24 protein-coding genes are annotated in these 24,758 nt (G+C 61.8%); 10 read left to right on the top strand and 14 right to left on the bottom strand.

The genetic code is table 11. From position 1 onward, the window contains the following. Window position 1: 1 nt before the first annotated feature. Window positions 2–1,441, bottom strand: coding sequence for a cardiolipin synthase (cls, locus tag HX823_RS18320; RefSeq protein WP_177075866.1), 1,440 nt, complete (start codon window positions 1,439–1,441; stop codon window positions 2–4). Between the two features lie 130 nt (window positions 1,442–1,571). On the opposite strand from cls, the gene HX823_RS18325 reads away from it, so the two are divergent. Beyond that, the gene (locus HX823_RS18325; RefSeq protein WP_016978689.1) at window positions 1,572–2,093 is read left to right on the top strand and encodes a DUF3617 domain-containing protein; all 522 of its coding nucleotides are present in this window, start codon (window positions 1,572–1,574) and stop codon (window positions 2,091–2,093) included. Here the strand turns inward: HX823_RS18325 and HX823_RS18330 are convergent. Genes HX823_RS18330 through folE2 form a run of 7 tightly spaced genes read right to left on the bottom strand, consistent with a single transcriptional unit; the run spans window position 2,090 to window position 7,709 of the window. Further along, window positions 2,090–3,427: a dihydroorotase gene (locus tag HX823_RS18330; RefSeq protein ID WP_177075868.1), complete on the bottom strand. Its 1,338-nt coding sequence runs from the start codon at window positions 3,425–3,427 to the stop codon at window positions 2,090–2,092. The two genes, HX823_RS18325 and HX823_RS18330, sit on opposite strands and share 4 nt — an antisense overlap. A 3-nt stretch (window positions 3,428–3,430) precedes the next feature. Beyond that, window positions 3,431–3,991 carry a DapH/DapD/GlmU-related protein gene (locus HX823_RS18335; RefSeq protein ID WP_028618554.1) on the bottom strand — a complete coding sequence of 187 codons (561 nt, stop codon included), beginning with the start codon at window positions 3,989–3,991 and terminating at the stop codon, window positions 3,431–3,433. Then, window positions 3,988–4,401, bottom strand: a complete 414-nt coding sequence (gene hisI, locus HX823_RS18340) for a phosphoribosyl-AMP cyclohydrolase (protein ID WP_177075870.1) — start codon at window positions 4,399–4,401, stop codon at window positions 3,988–3,990. Before hisI ends, HX823_RS18335 begins: the two co-directional genes overlap by 4 nt. After that, window positions 4,398–5,276, bottom strand: a complete 879-nt coding sequence (locus HX823_RS18345; protein ID WP_038845443.1) for a metal ABC transporter substrate-binding protein — start codon at window positions 5,274–5,276, stop codon at window positions 4,398–4,400. The genes hisI and HX823_RS18345 overlap by 4 nt, the downstream gene beginning before the upstream one ends. Window positions 5,277–5,287: 11 nt before the next feature. Continuing rightward, window positions 5,288–6,154: a metal ABC transporter permease gene (locus HX823_RS18350; RefSeq protein ID WP_038845446.1), complete on the bottom strand. Its 867-nt coding sequence runs from the start codon at window positions 6,152–6,154 to the stop codon at window positions 5,288–5,290. After that, a complete protein-coding gene (locus HX823_RS18355; RefSeq protein WP_177075872.1) occupies window positions 6,154–6,822 on the bottom strand; it encodes a metal ABC transporter ATP-binding protein in 669 nt (222 codons plus the stop codon). Before HX823_RS18355 ends, HX823_RS18350 begins: the two co-directional genes overlap by 1 nt. Then, window positions 6,819–7,709, bottom strand: a complete 891-nt coding sequence (gene folE2, locus HX823_RS18360) for a GTP cyclohydrolase FolE2 (protein ID WP_177075874.1) — start codon at window positions 7,707–7,709, stop codon at window positions 6,819–6,821. The genes HX823_RS18355 and folE2 overlap by 4 nt, the downstream gene beginning before the upstream one ends. Before the next feature lie 128 nt (window positions 7,710–7,837). On the opposite strand from folE2, the gene HX823_RS18365 reads away from it, so the two are divergent. Beyond that, window positions 7,838–9,040 (top strand): N-acetylmuramoyl-L-alanine amidase, encoded by a 1,203-nt coding sequence (locus HX823_RS18365; protein WP_033897240.1) that lies wholly within the window; start codon window positions 7,838–7,840, stop codon window positions 9,038–9,040. Here HX823_RS18365 and HX823_RS18370 read toward each other — a convergent pair. After that, a complete protein-coding gene (locus HX823_RS18370; protein ID WP_016978679.1) occupies window positions 9,037–9,405 on the bottom strand; it encodes a hypothetical protein in 369 nt (122 codons plus the stop codon). The two genes, HX823_RS18365 and HX823_RS18370, sit on opposite strands and share 4 nt — an antisense overlap. Before the next feature lie 127 nt (window positions 9,406–9,532). On the opposite strand from HX823_RS18370, the gene dksA reads away from it, so the two are divergent. Genes dksA through HX823_RS18390 form a run of 4 tightly spaced genes read left to right on the top strand, consistent with a single transcriptional unit; the run spans window position 9,533 to window position 12,824 of the window. Beyond that, window positions 9,533–9,937, top strand: a complete 405-nt coding sequence (gene dksA / locus HX823_RS18375) for an RNA polymerase-binding protein DksA (protein WP_033897241.1) — start codon at window positions 9,533–9,535, stop codon at window positions 9,935–9,937. Between the two features lie 27 nt (window positions 9,938–9,964). Further along, a complete protein-coding gene (gene zigA / locus HX823_RS18380; protein ID WP_177075876.1) occupies window positions 9,965–11,173 on the top strand; it encodes a zinc metallochaperone GTPase ZigA in 1,209 nt (402 codons plus the stop codon). Continuing rightward, window positions 11,173–11,817, top strand: coding sequence for a DUF1826 domain-containing protein (locus HX823_RS18385; protein WP_177075878.1), 645 nt, complete (start codon window positions 11,173–11,175; stop codon window positions 11,815–11,817). Before zigA ends, HX823_RS18385 begins: the two co-directional genes overlap by 1 nt. A gap of 44 nt (window positions 11,818–11,861) precedes the next feature. Continuing rightward, window positions 11,862–12,824, top strand: a complete 963-nt coding sequence (locus HX823_RS18390; RefSeq protein ID WP_177075880.1) for a GTP-binding protein — start codon at window positions 11,862–11,864, stop codon at window positions 12,822–12,824. Here HX823_RS18390 and HX823_RS18395 read toward each other — a convergent pair. Beyond that, window positions 12,818–13,210, bottom strand: a complete 393-nt coding sequence (locus tag HX823_RS18395) for a DUF3301 domain-containing protein (protein ID WP_038845459.1) — start codon at window positions 13,208–13,210, stop codon at window positions 12,818–12,820. The genes HX823_RS18390 and HX823_RS18395 overlap by 7 nt on opposite strands. Before the next feature lie 117 nt (window positions 13,211–13,327). Here HX823_RS18395 and pdxY point away from each other — a divergent pair, with 117 nt between their 5' ends. After that, window positions 13,328–14,200 (top strand): pyridoxal kinase PdxY, encoded by an 873-nt coding sequence (pdxY, locus tag HX823_RS18400; RefSeq protein WP_038845473.1) that lies wholly within the window; start codon window positions 13,328–13,330, stop codon window positions 14,198–14,200. On the opposite strand, the gene HX823_RS18405 is transcribed toward pdxY, so the two are convergent. Continuing rightward, entirely contained in the window at window positions 14,201–14,683 is a 483-nt protein-coding gene (locus tag HX823_RS18405; protein ID WP_016978672.1) for an acyl-CoA thioesterase, read from the bottom strand. Between the two features lie 291 nt (window positions 14,684–14,974). Between HX823_RS18405 and HX823_RS18410 the strand changes: the two genes are divergently transcribed. Then, window positions 14,975–16,738: a cation:proton antiporter gene (locus HX823_RS18410; RefSeq protein ID WP_038845475.1), complete on the top strand. Its 1,764-nt coding sequence runs from the start codon at window positions 14,975–14,977 to the stop codon at window positions 16,736–16,738. A gap of 16 nt (window positions 16,739–16,754) precedes the next feature. Here the strand turns inward: HX823_RS18410 and HX823_RS18415 are convergent, their stop codons facing one another. From HX823_RS18415 to uvrD, 3 genes are all read right to left on the bottom strand, one after another. After that, a complete protein-coding gene (locus HX823_RS18415) occupies window positions 16,755–17,162 on the bottom strand; it encodes an SMI1/KNR4 family protein (protein ID WP_017739032.1) in 408 nt (135 codons plus the stop codon). Window positions 17,163–17,298: 136 nt separating this feature from the next. Then, window positions 17,299–18,171 (bottom strand): Tim44 domain-containing protein, encoded by an 873-nt coding sequence (locus HX823_RS18420; protein ID WP_033897249.1) that lies wholly within the window; start codon window positions 18,169–18,171, stop codon window positions 17,299–17,301. Between the two features lie 189 nt (window positions 18,172–18,360). Next, window positions 18,361–20,544 carry a DNA helicase II gene (gene uvrD / locus HX823_RS18425; RefSeq protein ID WP_033897250.1) on the bottom strand — a complete coding sequence of 728 codons (2,184 nt, stop codon included), beginning with the start codon at window positions 20,542–20,544 and terminating at the stop codon, window positions 18,361–18,363. Window positions 20,545–20,791: 247 nt separating this feature from the next. Between uvrD and HX823_RS18430 the strand changes: the two genes are divergently transcribed. Both HX823_RS18430 and hexR read left to right on the top strand, forming a co-directional pair. After that, window positions 20,792–23,665, top strand: coding sequence for an EAL domain-containing protein (locus HX823_RS18430; protein WP_177075882.1), 2,874 nt, complete (start codon window positions 20,792–20,794; stop codon window positions 23,663–23,665). A 161-nt stretch (window positions 23,666–23,826) separates the two neighbouring features. Next, on the top strand, window positions 23,827–24,693 hold the full coding sequence (gene hexR / locus HX823_RS18435) for a transcriptional regulator HexR (RefSeq protein ID WP_003177007.1): 867 nt from the start codon (window positions 23,827–23,829) through the stop codon (window positions 24,691–24,693). The last annotated feature ends 65 nt before the right edge of the window (window positions 24,694–24,758 follow it).

Below are 24,758 nucleotides of genomic sequence, written 5' to 3' on the forward strand. Positions count from 1 at the left end.
CCTATAAAATCGGTGAAATAAGCCGCGCAACCCGCATGCCCAGTTGCTGAAGGCGGCGGGTTTCGCGGCTTTCTTCCTGGCTGACTTCATGGGCCAGGGCAAAGTCGTCCAGCAGCATGTGCTCGACTTCCTTGGCGAAGGCCTCGTCGACCGTCAGCAACATCACTTCGAAATTCAGCCGGAACGAACGGTTGTCCATGTTCGCACTGCCGATGGCGCTGATTTCGTTGTCCACCAACACCACCTTCTGATGCAGGAAGCCCGGCGTGTAGCGGAACACGCGCACGCCGGCGCGCACGGCCTCGATCGCGTACAGGCTGGACGCGGCGTAGACGATGCGGTGATCGGGCCGCGAGGGCAGCAGCAGGCGCACGTCGACACCGCGCAGCACGGCCAGGCGCAGGGCGGAGAACACGGCTTCGTCGGGGACGAAGTAGGGGCTGGTGATCCACACGCGCTCGGTGGCTGCATGGATTGCCTCGACAAAGAACAGCGAGCAAGTCTCATAGGGATCGGCCGGACCGCTGGCGAGCAATTGGCAGAGCACGCCGTCCTCGGGGTAGGCGTCCGGCAAGATCAGTGGCGGCAGTTCGCGCGCGGCCCAGAACCAGTCCTCGGCAAACGACTCTTGCAAGCATGCCACCACCGGGCCGGTCACCTGCACATGGGTATCGCGCCACGGCGCCAGCGGCGGTTTCTTGCCCAGGTATTCATCGCCGACGTTATGCCCGCCGACAAACCCGGTGATGCCGTCCACCACCACGATCTTGCGATGGTTGCGAAAGTTGACCTGAAAGCGATTGAGCCAGCCGCTGCGGGTGGCGAAGGCTTTGACGTTCACCCCGGCGTCGCGCAGCGATTGCACATAACGATGGGGCAGGGCGTGGCTGCCGATGCGGTCATACAGCACGTAGAGGGCGACGCCTTCTGCGGCCTTTTCCTTCAACAGGGCGTGCAGTTGGCGGCCGAGTTCGTCGTCATGAATGATGAAGAACTGGAACAACACCGCCGTCCTGGCATTGCGGATCGCCGCGAAGATTGCGCTGAAGGTGGCGTCGCCATTGATCAGTAAACGCACTTCATTGTTGGCCAGGCACGGCATGCGGCCCAGCTTGGGCATGGCGCGCAGCGAGGCGTAGGCGCTGGAGTTGCGCGCGGCCAGGGCTTCTTCGACCCACGGGCGCCAGTTCAGCTCGGTGATGGCGGTGTGCATTTCCTGGTTGGCCTGGCGACGGGCCTGGATGTACGCGTCGAACGTGCTGCGGCCGAAGATCAGGTACGGGATCAGCGTGAGGTAGGGCATGAACATCAGCGACAAGGCCCAGGCGATCGAGCCTTGGGCGGTTCTGACGGTCAGCACCGCGTGGATCGCGGCGAGGGTCCCGAGAAAATGCAGCGTGGCAATGAAGTAGGCGAGCAGGTGCGGGCCAAAGAAATCCATGAACGACGTTACTCCAGGCAATCCAGTGCCTAACAGACCATGTCTGGTCAGGAATGTCGCTATTTTATTTGCCGTGCAACCCTGGCACCTTTGCGGCGTCTAACGCCCAACATTACCCAGGAGTTACCCGATGAATGCTCGTCTGCTGTCTTTGGCCATGATGATTGGTGTGTCGCTGCCGGTGGCGGCGCAGGCGCAGATGCTGGCGCCGGGCTTGTGGGAATTGACCACCAGCAATATGAAAGTCGATAACCAGGACTTGCCGGACCTGTCGCTGATCCTCGGTCAGCTCAAGCAACAGATGACCCCGGAACAACGCGCCATGCTCGAAAAACAGGGCATCACCATGGCCGGTAAAGGCGTGCAGGTGTGCCTCACCCCGGCGCAGGTCGCCTCCGATTCGATCCCGCTGACCGACCCGCAATCGGGCTGCAAGCAGGAAGTGACGGACAAGACCGGCAACCAGTGGAAATTCCGTTTCAGTTGCCCGAAAGCCCAAGGCACGGGTGTAGCCACTTTCCAGAGCCAAAAAGAATTCACCACCACCGTCAACGGCACCTTCAATGCCACCGGCATTCAGCAGAAGGGCAGCCTGGACAGCCATGCCCAGTGGCTGGGCAACGATTGCGGTACGGTCAAACCTCGCGCTTAACGCAAAAAATGCAGGGGCAAACCCTGGCAGCTGTCCACCACTTGGCCGTTGTGCCAGGCCAAGTGGCCGGATACCAGGGTGGTGCTGACGCTGTGGCGAAAGCTGCGCTCGGCGAAGGGCGTCCAGCCGCAGCGGGCCAGGATCGGCTGGCTGCTGACGGGCTTGCCTTCGGGCTCCGGTTTGATCAGCACCAGGTCGGCCCAATAACCCTCACGTAGATAACCTCGATCCGGGATGGCGAACAGGTCGGCCACGCGGTGACTGGTTTTTGCGACCAGCGTGGTCAGCGGCAGCAGCCCATCGGCCACCAACTCCAACAACGCCGGCAGCGCGTGCTGCACCAGGGGCAACCCCGACGGCGCCTCGCGATAACCCAACTGTTTTTGCGCCCAGGTATGCGGCGCATGGTCACTGCCAATCACGTCCAGACGATCACTCAGCAAGGCTTGGCGCAAGGCGTCGCGGTCGGCGCGGGTCTTGATCGCCGGGTTGCATTTGATCTGGTGGCCGAGGCGGTGATAGTCGCGGTCATCGAACAGCAGGTGGTGCAGGCAGACCTCGGCGGTGATGCGTTTTTCGCTCAAGGGTTTGTCTTCGAACAGCGCCAGTTCGCGGGCGCTGGTCAGGTGCAGCACATGCAATCGGGTGCCGTGACGCTTGGCCAATTCCACCGCGAAGGATGACGAGCGATAGCACGCCTCGGCATCGCGGATCAGCGGGTGTGCGACGGCGGGGATGTGCTCGCCGAAGCGTCCGCGCAGGCGCTGTTCGTTGGCCTGGATGCTTGGCGTGTGTTCACAGTGGGCCAGCAAAATCGTGGGCACTTCGGCGAACAGGCGCTCCAGGATCCGAGGGTCGTCCACCAGCATATTGCCGGTCGAAGCGCCCATGAACACTTTGACCCCGGCCACCTCACGTGGGTCGAGGGCGGCGACGGTGTCGAGGTTGTCGTTGCTCACGCCGAAGTGGAAGCCATAGTTGGCCACCGAGTGCAGGGCAGCGCGGCGCTTTTTGTCGGCCAGGGCGTCCAGGTCGAGGGTGGCCGGGTGGGTGTTGGGCATGTCCATGAAGCTGGTGATACCACCGGCTACCGCCGCGCGGGATTCGCTGTAGAAGCTGCCTTTGTCCGGCGCGCCAGGTTCGCGAAAGTGCACTTGGTCATCGATCATGCCGGGCAGCAGCCATTGGCCTTGGGCGTCGATGGCGACCGGCGTGTTGCAGTCCTGGATGCTGCTGGCGATCTTTTCGATACGACCATTGGCGACCAACACATCAGCGTCGAATTCCTGGCCTTCGTTCACCAGGCGGGCGTTGCGGATCAGCAGGCGGCTCATGGTTCAGAACTCGTTTTGCAGGGCTTTGTAGCCGCGCACCAGGTCAACGTTGGTGCGTGCCACGTCTTCGGAAAACTCCGAGGCGCTCACGCTCACCGGCGGGAATTGCGAAAGGTCGGTGTTCGGTCCGATGCGGGTGGTGGAGGGCACGTAGAACGCGGCTGGCAAATCGCGGCCATCGACCACCGAGTTGTGGCGCACCACGCAGCCATCGCCCACGGCGCAGTTGAACAGCACGCTGTTGAAGCCGATGAACACGCGGTCGCCGACGGTGCAGGGGCCATGGACGATGGAGCGGTGCGCAATCGAGGTGAATTCTCCGATGGTCACCGCCGCGCCGGATTTGGAGTGGATGACCACGCCGTCCTGGATGTTGGAGTTGGCGCCGATGATGATCGGGTCCATGCCGCCGCTGGCGTCGACTTCGTCGGCGCGGATGACGGCGTAGGGGCCGACGAACACGTTTTCGCCAATGATGACTTTGCCGCAGATGATGGCGGTCTTGTCGACGTAGGCCGATTCGGCAATCACGGGCAGATCGCCGGACGGGTTTTTGCGGATCATGCTAAGGGCTCCGTAATGATGTGGACGTAGTCGCCGTCGATGGCGTTGTAGAAGCAGGTCGGCCGTCCGGTGTGACAGGCCGGGCCTTGCTGGTCGACGATCAGCAGGACCGCGTCGCCGTCGCAATCCAGGCGTGCTTCCACCAACTGTTGCCAGTGGCCGGAGCTTTCGCCTTTGCGCCACAACCGCTGGCGTGAGCGCGACCAGTAGCAGACCTGCCCGGTGCCCAGGGTTTCCTTGAGGGCCTGGCGGTTCATCCAGGCCAGCATCAACACCTCGCCGCTGCCGTGTTGCTGGGCGATGGCGGCGATCAGGCCATCGCTGTTCCATGGCAGGGCATCGAGCACGGGTCCGAGTGGAAAGCGGCTGCCGACGGCAGCCCCTTCCAGATCGAGCATGCTCAGGGTCATGGCTTGCCCAGAGCCGCGCACAGCGTGTTGAGGTTGTATTCGAACAGCCCGGTAAAGGTGCTGGCCGGGCCTTCTGCGGCAAGGGCGTCGGAGTACAGCGTGCCGCCGATCTGCGCACCGCTTTCGTCAGCGATCTGCTTGAGCAGGCGCGAATCCTTGATGTTTTCCATGAACACGGCTTTGACTTTGTCTTTGCGGATCTGAGTGATCAGCGCAGCCACTTCGGCGGCGGACGGCTCGCGTTCGGTAGACAAGCCTTGTGGCGCGAGGAACTCGATGCCATAAGCCTGGCCCAGGTAGCCGAAGGCGTCGTGGGAGGTAACGATGCGGCGGTTACCAGCGGGCAGTGCGCCGAACTTGGTCTTGGCTTCGGCCAGCAGGCGATAGATTTCTTTCAGGTAGGTTTGGCTGTTGTGCTGGTAGTCGGCTTTGTTGGCCGGGTCGGCAGCGATCAGCGCCTTGGTGATGTTGTTCACGTAGATTTCGGCGTTGGCCAGGTTGTGCCAGGCGTGCGGGTCGGGGATGGTTTCGCCATCCTCTTCCATGGTGTGGGAGATCACGCCTTTGCTGGCGGTCACCACCGTGGCTTTGGTTTCGGTGCTGGTCACCAGGCGGTCCAGCCAGGGTTCGAAGCCCAGGCCGTTCTTGATGATCACCTTGGCCTTGAGCAGGGCCTTGGCATCGTCCGGGGTAGGCTCGTAGGTGTGGGCGTCGGCGTCGGGGCCGACCATGTTGCTGATCTGGATGTGATCACCACCAATCTGGTGAGTAATGTCATCGAGGATGCTGAAGCTGGTAACCACCTGAAGCTTGTCGGCGGCCTGGGCCGTCGACAACGACAGGACGAGACTGAACAGCACGAGTAGAGCGCGCATCGGGAAACACCTCATTGGGATGACAGCAAAGGCGGGCGGCGCAGCAAGCCGTGCACCGGACCAAAGACCACGGACAGCAGATACCCGGCGCCCGCCACCAGCACGATGGCCGGGCCGCTGGGCAACGAGTAGTAGAACGACAGCAACAAACCCAGCCACACCGACAGGCATCCCAGCACTGCCGATACCGCGATCAACACCGGCAGGCGCCGGCTCCAGAAACGTGAAGCGATGGCCGGCAACATCATCAGGCCCACCACCATCAAGGCGCCGATGGCCTGGAAGCCGATGACCAGGTTCAGCACCACCAAGGTCAGAAACAAGCCGTGGGCCAGCGGGCCGAGACGGCTGACGGTTTGCAGGAACAACGGGTCGAGGGTGTCCAGCAGCAGCGGTTTGTAGATCACGGCCATGGCAATCAGGCTGAAGCTGGACACCCACAGCATGCCGGTGAGGGTGGTTTCGTCCACCGCCAGGGCGGAGCCAAACAGCAGGTGCAGCAGGTCGAGGCGTTTGCCGGCGATGCCGAGGATCAGCACGCCCGCGGCCAGGGAGATGGGGTAGATGGCGGCGAGGCTGGCGTCTTCGCGCAGGCCGGTGCGGCGGGTGATCCAGGCGGACAGGCCAGCCATGCTCAGGCCCGCGCCGAGGCCGCCGATGGTCAGGGCGGGCAGGCTGAGGCCGGCGAACCAGAAGCCAAGGGCTGCGCCGGGCAGGATGCCGTGGGCGACAGCGTCACCGATCAGGCTCATGCGCCGCAGGATCAGGAACACGCCCAGCGGCGCGGTGCTGCAGGCGAGCACCAATCCGCCGATGAGGGCGCGGCGCATAAAGACGAAGTCGACGAAGGGCATCCACAGGTGGGCGGCGAAATGCATCAGGCCACCTGCATCTGTGGCTGCGGGCGGATCAGCTCTTTGCTCGTGCCGAACACGCAGCCGGTGCTTTTGATATGCACCACCTGTTGGGTGTGGTGGCGCACGGAGGCGAGGTCATGGCAGACCACGATCAGCGTGCGGCCTTGCTCATGCCAGGCGTGGATGTGTTTCCAGCACAGCGCCTGGCCTTCTTCATCGAGGGCGGCGTGGGGCTCGTCAAGCAGCAGCACCGGCGCTTCGGCCAGGCTCATGCGGGCGAGCAGGGCGCGTTGCAGCTCGCCACCGGACAGTGCCATCAACGGGCGATGCTCAAGGCCGCTGAGGCACCAGTCTTCCAGTACTGCTTCAAGCCGCTGACTGCGCGCTTGCGGGGACAGTTGCGTACCCCAGAAACCGGCGGCGACCAGCTCTTGCAGGCTGATGGGAAACTGGCGGTCCAGGTGTTGCTGCTGGGGCAGAAACGACAGCCCGCCACGGCGTGGAACATCCACCGTGACTTTACCCGCCAGGGGTTTCTGCAGGCCGGCGATGACTTTAAGCAGGCTGCTTTTACCGGTGCCGTTGGCGCCGATGATGCCGGTGAGGCTGCCTTTTTCCAGGGTGAGGTCGATGGCGGGCGTCAGCGGCTGGCCGGGTGCGCCCCAGCGTAAAGCGGTGCAGGTGATCATGCAGGGTGTCTCGTCCAGCGGCTTTCAGCCACGGCATCGTGCGCGTGCAGGCTTTCGGCATGGACCACTTTCAGGTGGAAGGCTTTGACGGCATCCGAGCGTTTCAAGGCGAGGTTCAGGCGGCGGGCGGCGTCTTCGCAGAACATCAGGTTCTGCCCGTTGGCCAGGGCGAAGGCTTGTTCGTCCGCTCGTTTTACGGCGGTTTGTACGGCGGTGCCGAGGGCGGCTTCGACGGTGTCGATTAAGTCTGTCAGTGGCAGTTGCTCGCCTTGCAGCTCGACATGCAATTGCGCACTGCTGCGCTGGCTGTGAGGCGTGGCGACGATGCCGTTGGGGCTGCCGAGCCAGGTCAATACGTCTTCATGCTGCAACGGTGTGTTCGCGAAGTCGTCGAGAAATTGTTGCTGAATCAACTGCCTGGCGAGGGCAGCGGAGCATGGGCACGTTGAGGAATAAGTAACGTCAATTTTTAGTTCCACGTGGAACATCTGGTTTTCCAGGCGCGCTTCAATGCTCACCGGGTAGCCTTTCCAGCCGGCCAGCGGGCTGACCAGCGCCGGGCGTTTGAGCAGCAAATCGGTGTGGATGCGCAGGTAGGCGTTATTAGATAAACCTTCATGACTGTCGAGAAAACGCTGCAGTACATTACGCAGAAGTGCGGGCGTAAGCGGTTGCTGGTCGAGCATCTCCAGGGCCAGGTACAGGCGTGACATATGAATGCCACGGGCGGCGCCATCGTCCAGGCTCACGCCGGCATCGGCGGTGGCGGTCAGGCGCTGGCCGTCGATGAGGATGGGGAGGGCGATGCCGCACATGCCCACCCAGTCGAGTGGCAAGGCTTGGCGTGAAGCCTGCGCGGCGATATCCGGCAGAGTCAGCGCATTCATGAGCAGGTCCATCGTTGGAAATAAAAAGACATGTTATATTATAACTATTGAGTCGACGATGATTTTTCTGCTCCAGCCTTTTTTCAGTCATGTCGAGTAGGGACGCTCCTTTATTTGCGGTATTTTTCATGCACAGACGTCAGCTCCTAAACCTGCTTCTGGCCAGCCCGCTGTTCACCTTGCCGTTTGCCGCCCACGCCACGCAGATCAGCAACGCCCGCCTGTGGCGCTCGGACGACAAGCTGCGCCTGGTGTTCGACCTCAGCGGTCCGGTGCAATACAAGACCTTCACCTTGAGCGCGCCGGAGCGCTTGATCATCGACTTGAGCGGCGCCGGGCTCAGTGGTGATTTCTCTCAGTTGGCGCTGAAGAACAGCGGGATCACCTCGATTCGTTCCGGGCATTTCGGCAAAGGCGACACGCGCATCGTGCTGGACCTGGCCGCACCGATGCAGCTCAACAGCTTTCTATTGCCGCCCCAGGATGGCCAAGGCCATCGACTGGTACTGGACCTGACCAGCGCCACCCAGGCGCCTCGCCAGATTGCGGCCGAGCCAAAGCCACTGGTGGACAAGGCTCACCCCAAGCGCGACATCATTGTGGTGGTCGACCCCGGCCATGGCGGCAAGGATCCAGGCGCTGTCGGTTCCAAAGGCCAGCGCGAAAAAGATGTGGTGCTGTCCATTGCCCAACTGCTGGCTAAACGCTTGAAACGCGAGAAAGGCTTCGACGTGAAGTTGGTGCGCAACGACGATTTCTTCGTACCGCTGCGCAAGCGCGTGGAAATCGCCCACAAACACAATGCCGACATGTTTATCTCGGTGCACGCGGACGCGGCGCCACGCATCACCGCTTCGGGCGCCTCGGTGTATGCCCTGTCCGAAGGCGGCGCCACTTCCGCCACGGCGCGATTCATGGCGCAACGGGAAAACGGCGCCGATCTGCTCGGCGCCACCAGCCTGCTCAATCTGAAAGACAAGGACCCGATGCTCGCCGGGGTAATCCTGGATATGTCGATGAACGCCACCATCGCGTCCAGCCTGCAACTGGGCAGCTCGATCCTGGGCAGCCTGGAAGGCATCACCAGCCTGCATCAGAAGCGCGTGGAACAAGCCGGATTTGCGGTGCTCAAGTCACCGGACGTGCCGTCGATCCTCGTGGAAACCGGGTTTATTTCCAACGCGCGGGACAGTGCACGGCTGGTCACTGCGCGGCATCAACAGGCGGTTGCCGACGGTCTGTTCGAAGGCTTGAAAAAATACTTCCAGAAGAACCCACCCATGAACAGTTACATGGCGTGGGTGCAGGAACAGAAGAACGGTCAGGTCTAACAGCCGGTTATACGGCTACAGGTGAATTTGGCGCTGGCGCCACCCGAACTGGAAAACCGGTTGAGGGTGGTCCAGCCCACGCGCCGCGTGTAGCCGACCCACGCCTCACCGTCCGACGCCAACCCGGTAAAGAACGTCAGCTGCCCGTAGCGGCTGTTGGTTTGTGCCCAATAGCGTTTGCCGATCACCTCGTACCCGCGCAAATACGTGGTGCTGCCGACCGTCGCCACGCTGTAGGCGTTGCCTGAAGGGTCAACGCAAGCGAGCAGATTGGCGCTGCGCGTGCAGTTGGCCAGCAGGCTTGGCGCCTGGGCGCACGCAGGTCCCACGGCAACCAATAACAGGGCGCACACCAGGTATCTCATCGGGTTTCTCAAGGCTGGGGAGTGTTCAAGCATTGCGCCCTTCGTCGTGGCGAGCAAGAGGGGATTGGCTTATTTGCATTGTTATACTATAACATTAAAGCACAGCCTGATCCGTGAACCGCTCCCCATGACCGAACAAGACCTCCTGGCCCAGCCTTGCGCCGACTACATGAATGAAGCCCAGCAAGGGTTCTTCCGTGAGTTGCTGCTGGCCCAGCGCAATGAGCTGCAAGCCCGCATCGACGCCGAGTTCCTGGTACTGCGCGAGCAGGAAACCAACAGCGACCCTGCCGATGTCGGCAGCGCCGAAGAACAGCGCCAATGGCAACTGCGCCTGCTGGAGCGGGAAAAGAAGCTGTTGGACAAGATCGACGATGCCCTCGACTTGCTGGCGCGCGGCGAATACGGCTGGTGCCGCGAAACCGGCGAGCCCATCGGCCTACAGCGCTTGTTGCTGCGTCCTACCGCCACCCTGTGTATCGAAGCCAAAGAACGTGAAGAGCTGCGCGAACGCCATAAACGGGCGATTTGACCGGCCAACCCTGATGAGGAATACCTGATGCCCAATCGTCTCCCCGTTACTGTGTTGTCCGGCTTTCTCGGCGCCGGTAAAAGCACGCTGCTCAACTACGTCCTGCGCAACCGCGAAAACCTGCGGGTGGCGGTGATCGTCAACGACATGAGCGAAATCAACATCGACGGCAGTGAAGTCCAGCGCGACGTCACGCTCAACCGCGCCGAAGAAAAATTGGTGGAGATGAGCAACGGCTGCATCTGCTGCACCTTGCGCGAAGACCTGCTGTTGGAAGTAGGAAAACTCGCCAAGGAAGGTCGTTTCGATTACCTGCTGATCGAGTCCACCGGCATCTCCGAACCCTTGCCTGTGGCCGAAACCTTCACCTTCCGCGACGAAAACGAGCAAAGCCTGGCCGACATCGCGCGCCTGGACACCATGGTCACCGTGGTCGACGGCATGAACTTCCTGCTCGACTACCAGGCGGCCGAAAGCCTGGCGTCGCGGGGTGAAACCCTCGGTGAAGAAGACGAGCGCTCCATCACCGACCTGCTGATCGAGCAGATCGAATTTGCCGACGTGATCCTCATCAGCAAGATCGACCTGATCAGCAGCCGCGAACGCGAAGAGTTGATGGCGATCCTTGAGCGCCTCAATGCCCAGGCGGAAATCATCCCGATGGTCATGGGCGAAGTGCCGCTGAACAAGATCCTCAACACCGGCCGTTTCGACTTTGAACGCGCCGCGCAAGCGCCGGGCTGGTTGCAGGAATTGCGTGGTGAACATGTACCGGAAACCGAGGAATACGGCATTGCTTCCACCGCTTACCGTGCGCGCCGTCCCTTCCATCCCCAGCGTTTCTTCGACTTCATCGACCGCCCGTGGGTCAACGGCAAACTGCTGCGCTCCAAAGGTTTTTTCTGGCTGGCCAGCAAACACCAGGATGCGGGCAGTTGGTCCCAGGCCGGCGGTTTGATGCGCCATGGTTTTGCCGGGCGCTGGTGGCGCTTTGTGCCAAAAAGCCAGTGGCCTCAGGACGAAGAAAGCATCGCGGCGATCATGGGCAACTGGCAACTGAGCACCGGTGATTGCCGCCAGGAACTGGTGTTTATCGGGCAGAACATCGACTTCACCCTGCTGCGTGCCGAGCTGGACGCGTGCCTGCTCAACGATGAAGAAATGGCCCAGGGCGTCGACGGTTGGCGCCTGCTGGCCGATCCCTTTGGCCCTTGGTATGAGGAGGCAGCCGCCTGATGCTGGCCCCGGTGATTCCCCTGCGTCCTGTGATTCGCCAGACTCGTGGCGAAACCCCGCTGGCGCTGTCCGACATCCTGGAAGATGGCGTCAACCTGGCCGTGTGGGAGCGGCAGTTGCCGTTGCACATCGCCGAGTTCGGCGCCTTGCTGGTGGCGCTCAACGAGCCGTTGGCCGATGCCATGGTGATCGAGCTCAACAACGAAGACGCCGAGCCGAACTTGCAGGGATTGGCGTCCAGCTGCCGTGATCTGGAAGGCTACGAAGGCTTTATCGCGGATGTGTCGTGGCTGGTCAGCGCATTCGCCTGCCTGCTGGGCGCCAAGCGTATTGGCGTGCGTTTGCGGTTGCTGGATAAGGCGATGTGCCCACGTTTTCACGTCGACCATGTGCCAGTGCGGCTGATCACCACCTATGCGGGGGTCGGCAGCCAGTGGTTGCGCGAAGGCGTGATGGACCGGCACAGGCTGAGCCAGCCGGAGGCCGAGCCCACCGAGCGTGTCGAACAGATTCACTGCGGCGAAGTCGCCCTGCTCAAGGGCACCAAATGGCATGGTAATGAGAATTACGGTTTGATCCACCGGTCACCGGCGCTCAAGGCCGATGAGCGCCGTTTGATCCTGACACTGGATTGGCTCGCATAACCGCGTAGGATCAAACGCTCTACACGGTCCGAACGATGCCCCTCATGCTGCAGAACATTCCCACCCACGTGATTGCCGGGCCCTTGGGCGCCGGCAAGACCAGCCTTATCCAGCACCTGCTCGCCCAGCGCCCGGCCAACGAGCGCTGGGCCGTGCTGATCAACGAGTTCGGGCAGATCGGCCTGGATGCCGCCTTGCTTACCCAGGATGACGACGGCATTGCCCTGGGCGAAGTCGCCGGGGGCTGTCTGTGTTGTGTGAATGGTGCACCGTTCCAGGTAGGACTGGGTCGTCTGTTGCGTAAGGCCAAGCCCGACCGGCTGTTCATCGAACCGTCGGGCCTGGGCCATCCGGCGCAGTTGCTCAAGCAGTTGCGGCAGGCACCATGGCAGGGCGTGCTGGCCGTCCAGCCCTGTGTGCTGGTGCTGGATGCCCAGGCACTGGCAGCAGGAAAACCATTGCCGCCAGCGCAGCAAGAGGCTCTGACGAGTGCCGGGTTGCTGGTGTTGAACAAAGATGAAGGGTTGGACGCCGGGCAGCGCCGAGCAATCGAACGGCAGTTGCCCGAATGCCCGCTCTACTGGACTCGCCAGGCGCAATTGCCCCTGCAACAATTGCCCGGCCTGAATGCGCAGGCTTCAGCCGCTGTGGATAACATCGAAGTGCCCGAAGGCCTCGCGCAAATGCCGGCGTTGTGGAGCGATCCGGCTCAACCGATCTGTCTGAGTCAGACCCAAGAAGGTGGTTGGAGCATCGGATGGCGCTGGCACCCGAGCCAGCAGTTCGATATGCGCCGCGTCGACCAGTGGCTGACGAGCCTTGAATGGCGCCGCGCCAAACTGGTTATCCACAGCGCCGAAGGGTGGGTTTCGACCAACGCGGTGGATAACAGCGCGCTGGCTTGGCAGGCCAGCGAATGGCGCCGCGATTCACGTATCGAATTGATTTTCAGCGAGCCACAGGACGTGGCCGCCTTGCAGGCCGCACTAAAGGCCTGTCGCTACTGACGGTTCTTGGCGTGGTCCTGGCGCCACTGGCTCAGCTCGATCACTTCGGCGCTGGGCAGCGGCGTCTTGATCTCGAACGGGTAGGGCGCCAGTTCGATCTGCGCACTGTGGGTGCCGAATTGGGTGATGGTTCCCGGATGGCGGGTTTCGCCGGTCACGGTAAATTCAAAGTTGTAGATACGCGCCAAGCGCCGCCGACCGTTGGCATCCTTCACAAACCCGATACGCTTGAGCGCCACCGCGCCGTCCAGCAGTTCGATGTCGAGCTTGGCGCAATGCTGCTTGACCCGCTCCAGCGCCCGCTCGCGCAGGCCGTGGTTGTGCCACACCCAGGCGGCACCGGTCGCCAGCAGCATCAACACGAAGATGTTTCCCAGGGTCAGCATGCGAAAGACTCCAACAAAGTGAGAGCAGCTTAACTGTGTCGCCGGTCTGTCGTACAGGCTGCGTTTAGTCGCATACTGCGCGGCCAGAATTTCAATGGCTTTACGGAAATCCCGCGCATGAAACGCACACCTCATCTGCTTGCGATCCAGTCTCATGTGGTCTTTGGCCACGCCGGAAACAGCGCCGCCGTTTTCCCCATGCAGCGCGTCGGGGTGAACGTCTGGCCGTTGAACACGGTGCAGTTCTCCAACCACACCCAGTATGGCCAATGGGCGGGCGAAGTGTTGGCGCCGCAGCAAATTCCGGCGCTGGTGGAAGGCATCGCCGCGATCGGCGAGCTGGGCAACTGCGACGCCGTGCTGTCTGGCTACCTGGGCAGTGCGGACCAGGGGCGGGCGATTCTCAGCGGTGTGGCGCGCATCAAGGCCATCAACCCCAAGGCCCTGTATTTGTGCGACCCGGTGATGGGCCATCCGGAAAAGGGCTGCATCGTGCCCCAGGAAGTCAGCGATTTCCTGCTGGACGAAGCCGCGGCCATGGCTGACTTCCTGTGTCCCAACCAGCTGGAACTGGACAGCTTTGCCGGGCGCAAGCCGCAATCGCTATTCGACTGCCTGGCCATGGCCAAGGCGTTGCTGGCACGCGGGCCGAAGGCGGTGTTGGTCAAGCACCTGGATTACCCCGGCAAGCTGCCGGACGGTTTCGAGATGCTGCTGGTGACCGCCGAGGGCAGCTGGCACCTGCGCCGGCCACTGCTGGCGTTTCCACGTCAGCCCGTGGGCGTGGGCGACCTGACCTCGGGGCTGTTCCTGGCGCGGGTGCTGTTGGGCGACAGCCTGTTGGCAGCGTTCGAGTTCACTGCCGCAGCCGTGCATGAAGTGCTGCTGGAAACCCAGGCCTGCGCCAGTTATGAACTGGAGCTGGTGCGTGCTCAGGACCGTATCGCCCATCCCCGCGTGCGGTTCGAGGCGACGCCGATCGGCCTGTGATTACGCGTCGGCTTTGATTTCCTGATAGCGCTTTTCCAGCTCCTGACGGATCTGCCGGCGCTGCTGTGCCTGCACGAACCGGCGCTTGTCCTCGCTGTTTTGCGGCTGCAGCGGCGGCACGGCGGCCGGTTTGCGCTGGTCGTCCACGGCCACCATGGTGAAGAAGCAGCTGTTGGTGTGGCGCACCGAGCGTTCGCGGATGTTCTCGGTCACCACCTTGATGCCCACCTCCATCGAGGTGTTGCCGGTGTAGTTGACCGACGCGAGGAAGGTCACCAGCTCGCCGACATGAATCGGCTCGCGGAAAATCACCTGGTCCACCGACAGCGTCACGACATAACGGCCGGCATAACGGCTTGCGCAGGCGTAGGCCACTTCGTCGAGGTACTTGAGCAGGGTGCCGCCGTGGACATTGCCTGAGAAGTTGGCCATATCGGGGGTCATCAATACCGTCATCGACAGCTGGGCGTTTCCGGGTTCCATAGCACACTCACGGGTTGTAGGCATTGGTTGGGGGGCACCTCTGCGGGTGCTGGAATCTTTGCTGCGCCTTCCTTAACGGGACGCCGGTGGTCGGCTTGCCGTCACGCGTGTACCGATCTGTTTCCATATATTGCACCGGCTTTCTGCCGGAAGTCGCGGTGTTAACCTTCAAAAGCCCATCTCAGGGCATTTCTTACGATCCAGGCAGACTTTTCCTTTCGCCCTTTGCGACATTTCAAAGGCGCGGGCGGAAGTGGGAAAAGCGCCAGTACCCTCAAGGAGCCCCTCGCCATGCACGCCATCAGCTTTATCCAGGACTTGGCCGTGATCATGCTGGTGGCAGGGGTTGTCACCATCCTGTTTCACCGCCTCAAGCAACCGGTGGTGCTGGGCTACATCGTCGCCGGGTTCATCATCGGCCCACACACCCCGCCGTTCGGCCTGATCCACGACGAAGACACCATCAAGACCCTCGCCGAGCTGGGGGTGATCTTCCTGATGTTCTGCCTGGGCCTTGAGTTCAGCCTGCGCAAGCTGTTCAAGGTCGGCGCCACAGCGTTCATCGCGGCCTTCCTGGAAATCATCCTGATGATCTGGATCGGCTACGAGATCGGCCGCTGGTTCGACTGGAACACCATGGACTCGCTGTTCCTCGGCGCGATCCTGGCGATTTCCTCCACCACCATCATCGTCAAGGCGCTCAATGACCTGAAGATGAAGAACCAGCGCTTCGCCCAGCTGATTTTCGGCGTGCTGATTGTCGAGGACATCCTCGGCATCGGCATCATCGCCTTGCTGTCGAGCATTGCCGTCAGTGGCACGGTCAGCTCCGGCGAGGTGTTTTCCACGGTCGGCAAGCTGTCGTTGTTCATGATCGTCGCGCTGGTCATCGGCATTTTGCTGGTGCCACGTTTGCTGGCCTACGTGGCCAAGTTCGAAAGCAACGAGATGCTGCTGATCACCGTACTGGGCCTGTGTTTCGGTTTCTGCCTGCTGGTGGTCAAGCTGGAGTACAGCATGGTGCTGGGCGCGTTCCTGATCGGCGCGATCATGGCCGAATCCCGTCAGTTGATTAAGATCGAGCGCCTGATCGAGCCGGTTCGCGACATGTTCAGCGCCATCTTCTTCGTGGCTATCGGCTTGATGATCGACCCGCAGATCCTGCTGCAATACGCGTGGCCGATTGCGGTGATCACCGTGGCGGTGGTGCTGGGCAAGATGCTGTCCTGTGGCTTGGGGGCGTTTATCGCCGGCAATGACGGCCGTACCTCACTGCGCGTGGGCATGGGGCTGTCACAGATTGGCGAATTTTCCTTCATCATCGCGGCGTTGGGGATGACGTTGCAGGTGACCAGTGATTTCCTCTACCCCGTCGCCGTGGCGGTTTCAGCCATTACCACACTGCTCACGCCCTATCTGATTCGCGGTGCCGACCCATTGTCCTTGAAGATTGCAGCGGTCATGCCCAAGCGAATGAGCCGGGTGTTCGGCATGTACGGCGAATGGCTGCGCAGTATCCAGCCTCAAGGTGAAGGCGCAATGCTGGCGTCGATGATTCGCAAGATCATCCTGCAAGTCGGGGTGAACCTGGCGCTAGTGGTGGCGATCTTCTTCGCCGGCAGCTTTTTCGCGGCGCGTATTGGTGGGTATCTGGAAGGCTGGATCAGCGATCCGAGCTGGCAGAAGGCATTGATCTGGGGCGGGGCGTTGTTGCTGTCGCTGCCCTTCCTGATTGCGGCGTATCGCAAGCTCAAGGCGCTGTCGATGCTGTTGGCGGAGATGAGCGTGAAGCCCGAAATGGCCGGGCGGCATACCCAGCGCGTACGGCGGGTGATTGCGGAGCTGATCCCGATCCTGTCGCTGCTGGTGATCTTCCTGCTATTGGCAGCCTTGTCGGCCAGTATTCTGCCGACCAACAAGTTGCTGGTGCTGATCGCTGTGGTCACGGCTGCAGTGGCGGCCGTGCTCTGGCGGTGGTTCATCCGCGTGCATACGCGGATGCAGGTCGCCTTGCTGGAGACGCTGGATAACCACAAGGATACGCCCGAGCACTAAGCGCCTGGGTGTGGGCTCAGCTTTCCAGCCAGACGTCCCGCGCCCAGTGCCACACCGATTCCCAGGTTTCTTCGGTCACGAGTTCTTCTTCGCCGGACCACAGCACCACGGTGCCGTCTTCTTCGACGCAGTAGTAGTCGTCACCGTCCTGGCAGATCGGGATCATGCTGCGATCAACACCGGCATCCCAGGCATTGGCAGCCACGTCGGGCAAGTAGGTATGGGACTGAGGGTCGGTGACGGTCACCGGCTCCAGGCTGCCATACACCACGTCGCTGACGGTCAGCAAAAATTCACGGAAGACAAACGGGATATCGATGAACAGTTGTTCCTCGATTTCCACCAGTTGGTCTTCGTCAGGCAGCTCCAAAGGAACCGGGACCGGTTCGTTGGCTTCACGCAATTGTTCGATGATTTCTTCCACGGCCGGGATCCTCTTGCTAGATGGCGCGGTTTATAGGGGCGTTTTATACAGTAGCTCGCTATAAGTGCAACCGTGAAATAGAAAACCCCGGACAAGTCCGGGGTTTTTTGTAACTGCTTGCTCAAGCGTGCAGGGATCAGCCGTTCTGGCGGATACCGGCGACCAGCCAAGGCTGGTTGTCGCCTTGTGGACGTTCCATGTTCCAGCTTTCGCTGAACACTTCGCCCTGGTCGAAACGCGAGGTCTTCGACACACCGCTGAAGGTCAGGGTGGCGATGGTCTTGTCGGCGCGATCATCAACACCGTCCAACTGCACGCGCAGGTCGTCGATGTAAGTCGACTGGAATGCATCGCCAATCTCGGCGCGTTCGCGCTTGAGGAACTCCAGCAGTTGCGGGGTCACGAACTCGGCAATTTTGTCCATTTCGTTGGCGTCCCAGTGCTGCTGCAGGGACTGGAAGTGGCTGCGAGCCGCTTCGACGAAACGCTCTTCGTTGAACCAGGCTGGCGCGTTGATCACCGGGCGGGCTGCAGCAGGGGCTGCCGAACCGCCGAAGATCGAGCCCATGGCTGGTTTTTGCTCGAACACTTCACGCTGCATCGGCGCGCCGGCTGGAGCCAGGTGCTCCTGCTGCTTGCGGCGACGGGCGGCGATAAAGCGGAAGATCACAAAGGCGATGACCGCCAGGATCAGCATGTCGAAGATCTGCATGCCTTGGAAGCCGCCGCCCATGAACATGGAAGCGAGCAGGCCACCGGCAGCGATACCGGCCAGAGGGCCCAACCAGCGCGAAGCACCGCCGGCCTTGGCAGCGGCGCCAGCAGCACCGGCTGCGCCTGCGGTCGCGGCTGCACCGCCCATGCCACCGGCGGATGGAGCCATTTGGCTGGTCTGGTGAGTCGGTGCTGCACCGGAACTTTTGCCGCCACCGAAGCGTTTGGCGTTGGCGTCGATGCTCATCGTCAGGCCGATGCACAACGCCATGGCGATGCTAAGAAAACGTTTCATAAAGGGAATTCCCATTTGTGGATTGCACGCGCGCCATGTTGCACAGGTGTAGAGGCAGTGGCTAGCGACATAATGTTTCGGGCTTTTGCGTAGGACCGATTCAGAATGGTCTGTAGGACTTATTACTGATATTGGCCCGCGCCTGTTAAAAACAAGGGCGGGCCAATAAGCTTCATGTTGGGAAATGTTTCAGACGGCTTCAAGCTTCGCGTAGCCCATCATCAGCCACTTGCTGCCTTCGGCGAAGTTCACCTGCACCCGGGCCTGTGCACCAGCGCCTTCGAAGTTGAGGATCACGCCTTCGCCGAACACCGAATGCCTGACCTGCTGGCCAAGGCTGAACTGGGTTTCCGGAATCTCGGAACCCGCGAACATACTGCTGGAGTTCTGCTGCTGCCCGCCGCCGAACGGGCGACTGACGCTGTTGGACAAGCGCACTTCCTGGATCAGGCCCTTCGGTACTTCACGTACGAAGCGCGACACCTTGTTGTAGGTCTCGCTGCCGTACAGGCGTCGGGTCTCGGCGTAGGTCATCACCAGGTTCTGCATGGCGCGCGTGATGCCCACGTAGGCCAGACGGCGTTCTTCCTCAAGACGGCCGGGTTCTTCCAGGCTCATCTTGTGCGGGAACAGGCCTTCTTCCATGCCCACCAGGAACACATACGGGAATTCCAGGCCCTTGGCGCTGTGCAAGGTCATCAGCTGGATGCTGTCTTCATGCTCATCCGCCTGGGTGTCACCGGCTTCCAGCGACGCATGGCCGAGGAACGCGGCCAGCGGGGTCAGCTCTTCGTCTTCCTCAGTGTTTTCGAACGCACGGGCGGCGCTCACCAGTTCCTCAAGGTTTTCTACCCGGGCCTGGCCTTTCTCGCCTTTTTCCGCCTCATGGTAGGCGATCAGCCCGGACTGTTCGATCACCGTCTGGGTCATCAGGTGCAATGGCATTTCCGCGCACTTGGCCGCCAGGTTCTCGATCAGCTCGACAAACACGCCCAAAGCACCGGCTGCGCGGCCAGTCAGGCCTTTATTGACGATGAGCAAGCGCATGGCTTCCCACATCGACACATCGGCATGACGCGCGTGGTCGCGAATCGCCTCGACGGTTTTCTCGCCGATGCCACGCGCCGGGATGTTGATCACCCGCTCCAGTGCCGCATCGTTGCCGCGACCTTCCAGCAAACGCAGGTAGGCCATGGCGTTCTTGATTTCGGCACGCTCGAAGAAGCGCTGGCCACCATAGATGCGGTACGGGATGCGTTCGCGCAGCAAGGCTTCTTCCAATACCCGCGATTGGGCGTTGGAGCGGTACAGAATCGCGATGTCGCTGCGCGCCAGGCCGGTTTTCAGCGCGCTTTCGATGGTTTCCACCACGTAGCGTGCTTCATCGTGCTCGTTGAACGCGGCGTACAGGTTGATCGCCTCGCCTTCGCCGCCGTCGGTCCACAGCTCTTTGCCCAGGCGCCCGGTGTTGTTGGCGATCAAGGCGTTGGCGGCCTTGAGGATCCCGGCGGTGGAGCGGTAGTTCTGTTCCAGGCGGATGGTCACCGCGTCCGGGAAGTCTTCGGAATACTGGTAGATGTTCTCGATTTTCGCGCCACGCCAGCCGTAGATCGACTGGTCGTCGTCGCCCACTACCATCAGGCTGTCGCCGCCCTTGGCCAGCAGGCGCAACCAGGCGTACTGCACGGCGTTGGTGTCCTGGAACTCGTCCACCAGGATGTGGCGGAAGCGCTTCTGGTAATGGGCCAACAGACCTGGATTGTCGCGCCACAGGTCGAGGGCGCGCAGCAGCAGCTCGGAGAAGTCGATGACCCCGGCGCGTGCGCAGGCGGCCTCGTAGGCCTCATAGATGCTGCGCATGGTCGCCAGGAACAGATCGCCGCTGGCCTGGATATGTTGCGGGCGCAGGCCTTCGTCTTTCTGGCCGTTGATGAACCATTGCGCCTGGCGCGCCGGCCAACGTTGTTCGTCGAGGCCCAGCTCGCGTATCACCCGCTTGACCAAGCGTTGCTGGTCATCGCTGTCGAGGATCTGGAAGGTCTGGGCCAAACCCGCCTCCTGCCAGTGCGCCCGCAACAGGCGGTGCGCCAGGCCGTGGAAGGTGCCGACCCACATGCCGGCCGGGCTGATGCCCATCAACTGCTCGATGCGGTGGCGCATCTCGGCAGCGGCCTTGTTGGTGAAGGTCACCGACAGGATGGAATGCGGGGACGCGTTTTCGACCTGGATCAACCAGGCGATACGGTGCACCAGCACTCGGGTTTTACCGGAGCCAGCACCGGCCAGGACCAACTGACGGCCAACGGGGGCTGCTACGGCCTGGCGTTGGGCATCGTTGAGGGAGTTCAGCAAAAGGGAGAGATCATCGCGCATCGGCGCATTCTAGGGTGCCCGGGGGAGTGGGGCAAATACCAATGCCGGGTGGTCGACACAAAACCGCCAGGGTGATGACCGGTCGGTCAATGGCCACAGCCCGCGCAGCGTCTCGCTCAAGACGTCTGGCCCGGAAGTTTGCGCTGCATGACCGTGCGGTTTTTATGACGCAGAGCAGTTTGGCCCAGGCGCTTGCTTGTGTATGCTCCGTCGACGTTTCGGGCTCACCATTATAAGAACACTGCCTATGACCCTCAGCACCGACCTGCTCGGCCCCTCGGCGGCGCCCGCGCAGGTTCTTCGCAAACACTACGCCACGGAGATGGCGGTTGAGCGCACGCGCCTGCTGTATCAAGGCTCGCTGCTGCCGACCCTGTTGATGCTGGTCAATGGCCTGGTCTGCGCCTGGCTGTTGTGGAACCCCAAGCAATACTTGCTGGACAGCATCTGGCTGGTCTGGCTGCTGGCCCTGGTGGCGATGCGCGTGATCCAGGTGGCGGCGTTCGATTCGGCCATGCCCAGTCGCCAGGCCCAGCCGGTGTGGCGGCGGATGTTCATGCTCGGCTCGGCCGTCAGCGGCTTGACCCTGGCCACGGCCGCCATCGCGCTGGTGCCGGTCGACAGCTTCATGCAACAAGCCTGGGTGTTCGGCCTGATCGGCGCAGCGACGCTGTCGGCCAGCGTGGCCTATGCCGTGAGCCTGCCAGCGTTTTTGTCGTTTGCCTTGCCGTGCCTGGTGCCGGCCATCCTCTACCTGTTCTGGACCGGCGACCCGCAGCAGCGCGGTTGGGGTGTACTCGGCCTGATCCTGTTGGCGTCCTTGAGCCTGGTGGCGTGGCAGGTCAATCGCCTGATCCAGCGCGGGCTGCTGCGCCGTTTTCAGAACCAGGCGTTGATCGAGCATCTGCAGCAGGCGCAGCAGCGCAGCGAGCAACTCAATCAGGAGCTGGTGCGCGAAGTTGAACAACGTCGTCAGGTCGAGCAAGAGCTGCGCGAAGCCCAGATCGGTCTGCAAGACCGCGTGGCGCAACGCAGCCAGGAGCTGGACGCCGCCAGCCTGGCCCTGAATAAAAGCGAAGCGCGCCTGGCCATGGCGTTGCAAGCCAGTGAACTGGGCCTGTGGGACTGGAACCTGCAAACCGACGAAGTCCATCACACCCAGCTCAAGGAACTGTTCGGCCTGGAGCCGGAATACGTCACGGCGATGCTCAGCCACCTCAAGCCACGCCTGCATCCCGAAGACCTGCCACTGCTCAAGCGTGCCTTGGTGGAACACCTCAAGGGCCGTAGCGAGGACTACCTGGTGGAATACCGCGTGCGCCACGGCGATGGGCACTGGGTGTGGATCGAAGACCGTGGCCGCGCCGTAGAGCGCGCGCCCAGTGGACGGGTGACGCGCATGCTCGGTACACGCCGCGATATCACTGCCGGCAAGGCCCTGGAAGAACAGCAGCGTTTGGCCTCGACGGTATTCGAGGCCGCCAGCGAAGGCATCGTGATCCTTGACCCGGACTACAAGCTGATTGCCGTCAACCAGGCGTTCAGCCGTGTCACCGGCTTTGAAACCGACGACATGATCGGCCGCAATGTGGTCGAACTGCCCAGCAGTCGTGATGCTCGCCGGCACTTCCCGGTGATCCGCCAAGCATTGCTCAGCCACGGCACCTGGCAGGGTGAGCTGGTGGAGACGCGCAAGAACGGCGAGCTGTACCCGCAGTGGCTGCAATTGAATGTAGTGCGCGATATCCGGGGAAAAGTCAGCCATATCGTGGGCTTCTTCGCCGATCTTTCGGCGCGGCGTGAGTCGGAAGAGCGCATGCGTTACCTCACCCATTACGACGAGCTGACCGGCCTGGCCAACCGCTCGCTGTTCCGCGAACGGCTGCGCGAGGCCCATCAGCGAGTACGCCAGGGCGGTCGCAGCCTGGCGTTGCTGCACATCAATCTCGACCGTTTCAAGCTGCTCAATGACAGCCTTGGCCATGAAGTCGCCGACCAGTTGCTGCAAAAAATGGCGCGCCGCCTGATCAACGCGTTACCTGAGGCGGACACCATCGCGCGTCTGTCCGGCGACGAATTTGCCGTGTTGTTCGACGCCTACGGCAACCTGTCGAGCCTGGCGCGGGTCGCCACGCGGTTGCTGGCGAAATTGCGGGTGCCGGTGACGGTGGAAGGGCATGAGCTGGTGGTGAGTGCCTCCATGGGCGTCAGCTTGTTGCCGGACAACGCGCGGGAAATTTCTGCATTGGTCAGCCAATCCAACATGGCCATGCAACATGCCAAGCACCTGGGTGGCAACAATTTCCAGTTCTACACCGACAGCCTGCAAGCCAGCACCCTGGAGCGTTTGCAGCTGGAAAACCATCTGCGCAAGGCTATCGAAGAGCGCCAGCTCACGGTGTTCTACCAACCGAAACTGTGCCTAGCCACCGGCAAGCTGAATGCCGCCGAAGCGCTGATCCGCTGGGACCATCCACAGTGGGGCATGGTGCCGCCGGGGGACTTTATCGGCCTGGCCGAAGAGACTGGCCTGATCGTGCCGCTCGGCGAATTCGTGCTGCGCGAGGCCTGCTGGCAGGCGTGTGAATGGCAGCGCCAGGGCCTGGCGCCGATCCGGGTGTCGGTGAACCTTTCGGTGCATCAACTGCGGCAGGGCAAGCTGGTCAGCCTGGTGCGCCAGGTGCTCGAAGAAACCGGCCTGGACCCGCAATACCTGGAGCTGGAGCTGACCGAAAGCCAATTGCTCGACAGCGTCGAACACATCATCGCCACGTTCCAGCAACTGCGGGACCTGGGCGTGAAGCTGGCGATCGACGATTTCGGCACCGGTTATTCGTCCCTCAGCTATCTCAAGCGCATTCCCGTGGACTACGTGAAGATCGACCAGACCTTCATCCGTGGGCTGGGCCAGGGGCGTGAAGACGCCGCTATCACCCGCGCCATTATCGCCATGGCCCATGGGCTGGCGCTCAAGGTAGTGGCCGAAGGCGTGGAAGATCAGCAGCAGCTGGATTTCCTGCGTGGTGAGTGTTGTGACGAGGTGCAGGGTTATTTGATCAGCCGGCCGATGCAGGCCGAAGGGCTGGCAGAATTGTTACGGAAAAATGCAGATTATCCCTAGTGATACCTGGGACGCCCCTGTGGCTACAACTTGGCCGCCCTTAGATTCAAAGGGGAGCAGGGCGATTTAGTGATGCGTCGGACGGGCAAAACGACAATTCTTGTAGTATAACTACAAGCTTGCTACATCCCTGGCCCTGCCCATAACAAGAGTCCTGCCCTTTGAACCTGTTGCAACATATCGCCCAGTCGCGCCACCTGTTACGCAAATCGGAACTCAAGGTTGCCGATCACGTGCTGCTTGACCCTGCGGCTGTGATGCACAGTTCCATGGCCGACCTGGCGCACAGCGTGGGCATCAGCGAGCCGACCATCGTGCGCTTCTGCCGCGCCATCGGTTGCTCCGGGTTCCAGGACTTGAAACTCAAGCTGGCGCAAAGCCTGGCCGCTGGTGCCAGCTTCGGTCAATTCGCGATCCATGAAGACGACTCCGTCGCCGACTACAGCCTGAAGATCTTCGACACCACCCTGCATACCCTGATGGAAGTGCGCGAGAAGCTCGACCCGGTGGAGTTGCAAAAGGCCGTGACCGCCATGTCCCAGGCCCAGCGTGTCGAGTTCTATGGTTTTGGTGCTTCGGGCGCGGTGGCGGCCGACGCCCAGCACAAATTCTTCCGTCTGCTGCTCACCGCCGCGGCCTACAGCGACCCGCACATGCAGGCCATGTCGGCGGTGACCTTGAAGCCTACGGATGTGGCGATCTGCATTTCCCAGTCGGGCCGCTCCAAGGACTTGCTGATCACCGCCAACCTGGTGCGTGAAAGCGGCGCTTCGCTGATCACCTTGTGCCCGAGCCAGACGCCGTTGGCGGAGCTGTCCACGGTCAACCTGGCGATTGACGTGCATGAAGACACCGAGATCTACACGCCGCTGACTTCGCGCATCGCCCACCTGGTGGTGATCGACGTGCTGGCGATGGGCGTGGCCATGGCGCGCGGGCCGAGCCTGGTCAACCACCTCAAGAGCGTGAAGCGCAGCTTGCGCAGCCTGCGGTTGTCGCCCAAGTCCGTCAAAGCATTGGATGATTGATCAAAGTTTCATCAGTTTGTAATCCCCGCGCCGCCAAACCGTCATCGCCCAGGGCCATCCTGAAC

The sequence above is a fragment of the Pseudomonas sp. P7759 genome (assembly GCF_013386445.1).
Taxonomy (GTDB): Bacteria; Pseudomonadota; Gammaproteobacteria; order Pseudomonadales; family Pseudomonadaceae; genus Aquipseudomonas; species Aquipseudomonas azotoformans_A.